The organism is Dietzia sp. B44 (genome assembly GCF_014145245.1).
Classification (GTDB): Bacteria; Actinomycetota; Actinomycetes; order Mycobacteriales; family Mycobacteriaceae; genus Dietzia; species Dietzia natronolimnaea.
In genome coordinates, this window is the sequence record NZ_JAALEF010000485.1 from 1273 (window position 1) to 6131 (window position 4859).

The following is a 4859-nucleotide window of genomic DNA, read 5'->3' on the forward strand; positions in this document are numbered from 1 at the left end:
TGTCCTGCGCCTGGTTGGGTCCCTGTGCGAGGGGCTCGGTGGGGCGCTGCACGCGAACCGTGATGTCGCCGTAGGTGTCCGGGTCCGAGCTCGCCGACATGTGCGCCGCGAGGAACTCGCGCTCGTACCCGCGGAACGCGGAGATCAGCTGGAACGACGGTTCGTCCGACTCGGGATCGGTCGGGTCGGAGACCACCACGTAGTACGGCGGCTGACTGGGGCCCTCCACCGGGCCTCGGTTGGCGGCCTGCGCACCCGCCGGCCCGCCGGCCGGCCCGCCCGCGGGCGGGGTCGGGTTCTGGATCGACGAGGTCACGGTGGGATCGGAGGGCACCGACCAGAAGGCGTCGTTGGTGAAGAACTGGCCCGGGTCGTCGACCTGGTACTTGGCCAGCAGCTCACGCTGGACCTTGAACAGGTCCTCCGGGTAGCGCAGGTGCTCCTCGAGCTCCTCCGAGATCGCGTCCCGCGGCTGCACGATGCCGGGCAGGGCCTTCATCCAGGTCTGCAGCACCGGATCCGACTCGTCGAACGCGTAGAGGTCCACCGTGCCGTCGTAGGCGTCGACCGTGGCCTTGACCGAGTTGCGGATGTACGAGACCTCCTCGTCCGGCAGCACCCGGCCGCCGGCCTCGTTGGTCGAGTCCGCCGTCATCGCCTCCAGCGAACTCAGCTCGGCGTACGGATAGGTCTTGAGCGTGGTGTACCCGTCGACGATCCACTTGATCCGTCCGTCGATCACGGCCGGGTACGTATTGGTGTCGGTGGTCAGCCACGGGGCGACCTTCTGGACACGGTCGCGGGGGTCGCGGTCGTAGATGATCTTGGAGTCGTCGCCGATCAGGCTGGACAGCAGGATGTTGCGCTCGGCGAACCTCAGCGCGTAGGCCGTGCGGTTGATCCAGCCGCCGATCGGGACCCCGCCCTCGCCGGTGTAGGTGTACTGCTGGGTGTCCGTGTCGTACTCGCGCGGGCCCTCGCCGTTGTCGCCGACGATGGCGTAGTCGGGGTCGGACTGGGCGATCAGCGGACCGAAGTAGGTCCGCGGCTGGGTCACCGGGATCACCATCTCCTGACCACTGGCGATGGCCTCGAGGTCGGAGACTTGGAAGTTCGGCAGTCCGCCGCGATCCGAGCCGGCGTCGTCCGCGATCTCGTTGACACGGTTGGCGGGCGCGGAGACGAATCCGTTGCCGTGGGTGTAGACGGTGTGCCGGTTGATCCAGTCCCGCTGGTTGGCCTGCAGGGACTCCGGGTTGAGCTCACGGGCGGCCACGAGGAAGTCCCGCATCTCACCGTCGATCGTGTACCTGTCGATGCCGAGCGTCTCGGGGAAGCCGTAGAAGTTCCGCAGCTGGTGCAGCTGGGTGAACGTGGGCGAGAGGACGTTGGGGTCGAGCACGCGGACGTTGGACAGCGTCGTGACGTCCGAGCCCGCCTCCCGCGGGTTCGGGTCGGCCGAGCCCCAGTTCTCTATGTAGGTGACGCGGTCGTCCCCGATGTCGTACGCGGCCCGCGTGGCCTCGATGTTGCGGGCGATGTACTCCCGTTCCTTCTCGGCGCGGTTGGGGTTGACGGAGAACTGCTCCACGGCGAGCGGCCAGGCCGAGCCCACCACGAGCGCGGAGAACAGCAGGAGCACGGTGGCGAGCGCGGGGATGCGCAGGTCCCTGATCACGATCGCGGAGAAGAAGGCGATCGCGCAGACGATGGCCACGGAGAACATGAAGATCTTGGCCGGGATCAGCGCGTTGACATCGGTGTGTCCGGCACCGGTGAACGTCGCGTTCTCCCGGAACAGCAGCTCGTAGCGGTCGAGCCAGTAGGCGGCCGCCTTGAGCAGGATGAACAGTCCGGCGAGGCTGACCAGCTGGATCCGCGCGGCGCGGGTCAGCGCACCCTCACGCGCTCCGGGACGGAGCCCACCGAACAGGTAGTGCGTGACGAGATTGGCGAGGAAGGCCAGGACCACGGCCACCATGAGCCAGGTGACGATCGACCGCCACAGCGGCAGCTCGAAGGCATAGAAGGAGATGTCGAGCCCGAACTGCGCATCCGTCTGACCGAACGGCGTGGAGTTGAAGAACGCCAGGACCGACTGCCAGCCCGACTGCGCCACCGAACCGGCGAGGAGGCCGATCGCGACAGGGACCCACAGCACCGTCTTGGCCGGCGAGTCGCCGAGAGCCGCCCGGTACCTCGCCAACGCATCGGGCATCCCCGGCTGTGCCAGGAACACCGGCCGGTACCGGAAGGCCAGCAGGATCCCCGCGGCGATCGCGAGTCCCACCAGGAGGGCGACCACGACGAACAGACCGATCCGCGTGAGCAGCTCGGTCCTCATCACACTGGTGGCGTCGACCGAGCCGAACCACAGCCAGTTGGTGTAGGTGGAGTTGATCCTCGGCAGTACCTGGATCAGGACGATGAGGATGACGATGGAGATGGCGACGGCTCGGCCGCGACGTGAGATCGCGATCGGCCGACCGGGATTACCGGGTGGGCGGACGGACACCGGGGAAGCTCCTGGACTGCTGGGGCGGACATGCTCGTGGAACCCACCTTACGGAAAAGCGTCGCCTCACCCGCAGGTCGGTGGCTCTCCCCCGGAAACGGCCTCCTCCAGCGCCTCCAGCGCGCCCCGGAGGGTGTCCACCTCGATCAGGCGGATGCCACCCGGTGGGTCCTGCACGGCTTCCGCACAGTTTCCGGCGGGGACGAGGAACTCGGTCGCCCCCGCATCCCGGGCGGCACGGATCTTGTGCGTGATCCCCCCGATCGGCCCGACGGTTCCGTCGACCCGGATCGTGCCCGATCCGGCGACCTCGGCCCCGCCGGTCAACTCGCCCGGGGACAGCTTGTCCACGATCGCGACCGCCAGGACCAGCCCCGCCGAGGGGCCGCCGACGTTCGGGTCGATGTTGATCTCGACGTCCGTCCCGTCGGCCGGTGTGTCGCCGACGAGGATGCCCAGGCGGCCCTGGTCGGGATCGCCGTCCGGTCCGGCGGGCTGCAACGTCGTCGTCGTCGTCTCCTCGCGCCCGTCCCTGGTGAACCCGATCCGGACCTCGTCGCCCGGACGGTGGGCGCTGACCTGCTCGACCACCGCTGTCGAATCCGAGACCCGCTCCCCGGCGATCGAGGTCAGGATGTCGCCCTCACGGAGGAGGTCGGCCGCCGCGCCCTCCGGGTCGACGGCCTCGACCCGGGGCTGCATCGGGATCCCCAGGTACCCGTAGGCGGCGGCCTCGGCCGAGTTCTCCGACCCCACCATCTCCGCGGCGTTGGACTCGCGGACCTCGTCCCTCGACCGTTCCGGGGGGAAGACCTGGTCGCGGGGGACCACCATCTGCACCGGATCCAGCCAGAACCTCATGGCGTCGAGCAGGGTCAGGTTGTCGCGGACCGCGACCGTCGTCATCCGTAGTGCTCCGGAGGTCTCGTCCGCCTCACGCCCGCTGACCTCGACGACGGGGACCGTCTCCACCCCGTCGCCACGCTCGACCTCGACCTCCCCGAGGGTGTCGTAGGTGGGCCCGGGGCCCATGGCCACGAGCGGCACGGTCGCCGACGTGGACAGGACGAGCAGCAGCACCGCCGGGACCAGAGCGGCGAGGAGGGTCAGCAGTCGGCGACTCACGGGGGCAAGGGTAGTCCGCGCGGGCGGAACCGTGACGTCGCGCCCGGACCTGCGCACCCGTCGGGCTGTACCGTTGTGGCATGAACCAGCCCTTCGGTTTCTCCGCTTCCGATGACGACGGTCGCGACGACGACCGGGGCCGCGACCCGGGCGGCCCCGGCGGTTTCGACCCCTCCCAGTTCGGTCAGTTCGGCCAGATGCTCTCCCAGTTCGGGCAGATGCTCGGCTCCATGGGGTCGGCGATGACCGGGCCCGGCGCCTCCGGCCCGGTGAACTACCAGCTCGCCCGCACCGTGGCACTGCAGGCCCTCGGCCGTACCCCGGTCGTGAGCGAGGCCTCCGGCACCGCCGCGCAGGAGTCCGTCCGGCTGGCCGAGCTGTGGCTGGACGAGACCACGGTGTTCCCCTCCGGCGTACACCGGACCGAGGTGTGGACCCCCCAGCAGTGGGTCGAACAGTCCCTCCCCACATGGGAGAAGATCTGCACCCCGGTCGCCGAGCAGATGAACTCGGCCACCAAGGGGGCGATGCCCGAGGAGGCGCGCCAGCTCGCCGGCCCGCTCCTGGGAATGCTCGACCAGATGGGCGGCATGGGCTTCGGGATGCAGCTCGGCCAGGGACTGGGCAAGCTCGCCCCCGCCGTGCTGTTCTCCTCCGAGGTGGGGCTCCCGTTCGGGGACGACGGCGTGGCCGCCCTGTGCCCGACCGCGATCGACGCGTTCGCCGAGGAGCTCGAGCTGCCCCGCCAGGAGGTCGTGGTGTTCCTCGCCGCGCGCGAGGCCGCGCACATCCGGTTGTTCGCCGGAGCGCCCTGGCTGCGGGCTCGGGTGCTGGCCACCGTCGAGGAGTACGCCCGCGGGATCCGGGTCGACACCTCGGGGCTCGACGACCTGGCCTCGGGTCTCGACCCGTCCATCCTCCAGGACCCCACCAAGCTCCAGGAACTGCTGTCCGGCGGCGCGGGCGCCATCGGCCCCAAGGTGACGAATGTCAACGAGGCCGCGCTCGGCCGCCTCGAGACGCTGCTCGCCCTGGTCGAGGGCTGGGTCGACGCTGTCGTCACCGCCGCGGTCGGTGACCGACTGCCCAGCGCGGACAAGCTGCGCGAGATGTGGCTGCGACGCCGGGCCACCGGTGGCGCGGCCGAGCAGGCCTTCGCCGGTCTCGTCGGTCTCGAACTGCGCCCGCGGAAGGCGCGCGAGGCCTCGGAGCTGTGGCG

The 4859-nt window shown here is 70.0% G+C and carries 3 protein-coding genes; 1 reads left to right on the top strand and 2 read right to left on the bottom strand.

Annotated elements, in window-relative coordinates; translation table 11 throughout:
* Together G6017_RS14565 and G6017_RS14570 are read right to left on the bottom strand one after the other, a co-directional pair.
* On the bottom strand, window positions 1-2515 hold a 2515-nt coding region (locus G6017_RS14565), incomplete at its 3' end, for a UPF0182 family protein (RefSeq protein ID WP_347238022.1).
* 66 nt (window positions 2516-2581) lie between these two features.
* Window positions 2582-3640, bottom strand: a complete 1059-nt coding sequence (locus G6017_RS14570; protein ID WP_182617999.1) for a PDZ domain-containing protein — start codon at window positions 3638-3640, stop codon at window positions 2582-2584.
* A gap of 80 nt (window positions 3641-3720) precedes the next feature.
* On the opposite strand from G6017_RS14570, the gene G6017_RS14575 reads away from it, so the two are divergent.
* Window positions 3721-4859, top strand: a 1139-nt coding sequence (locus tag G6017_RS14575; protein WP_182618001.1) for a zinc-dependent metalloprotease, incomplete at its 3' end; no start/stop codon positions are given.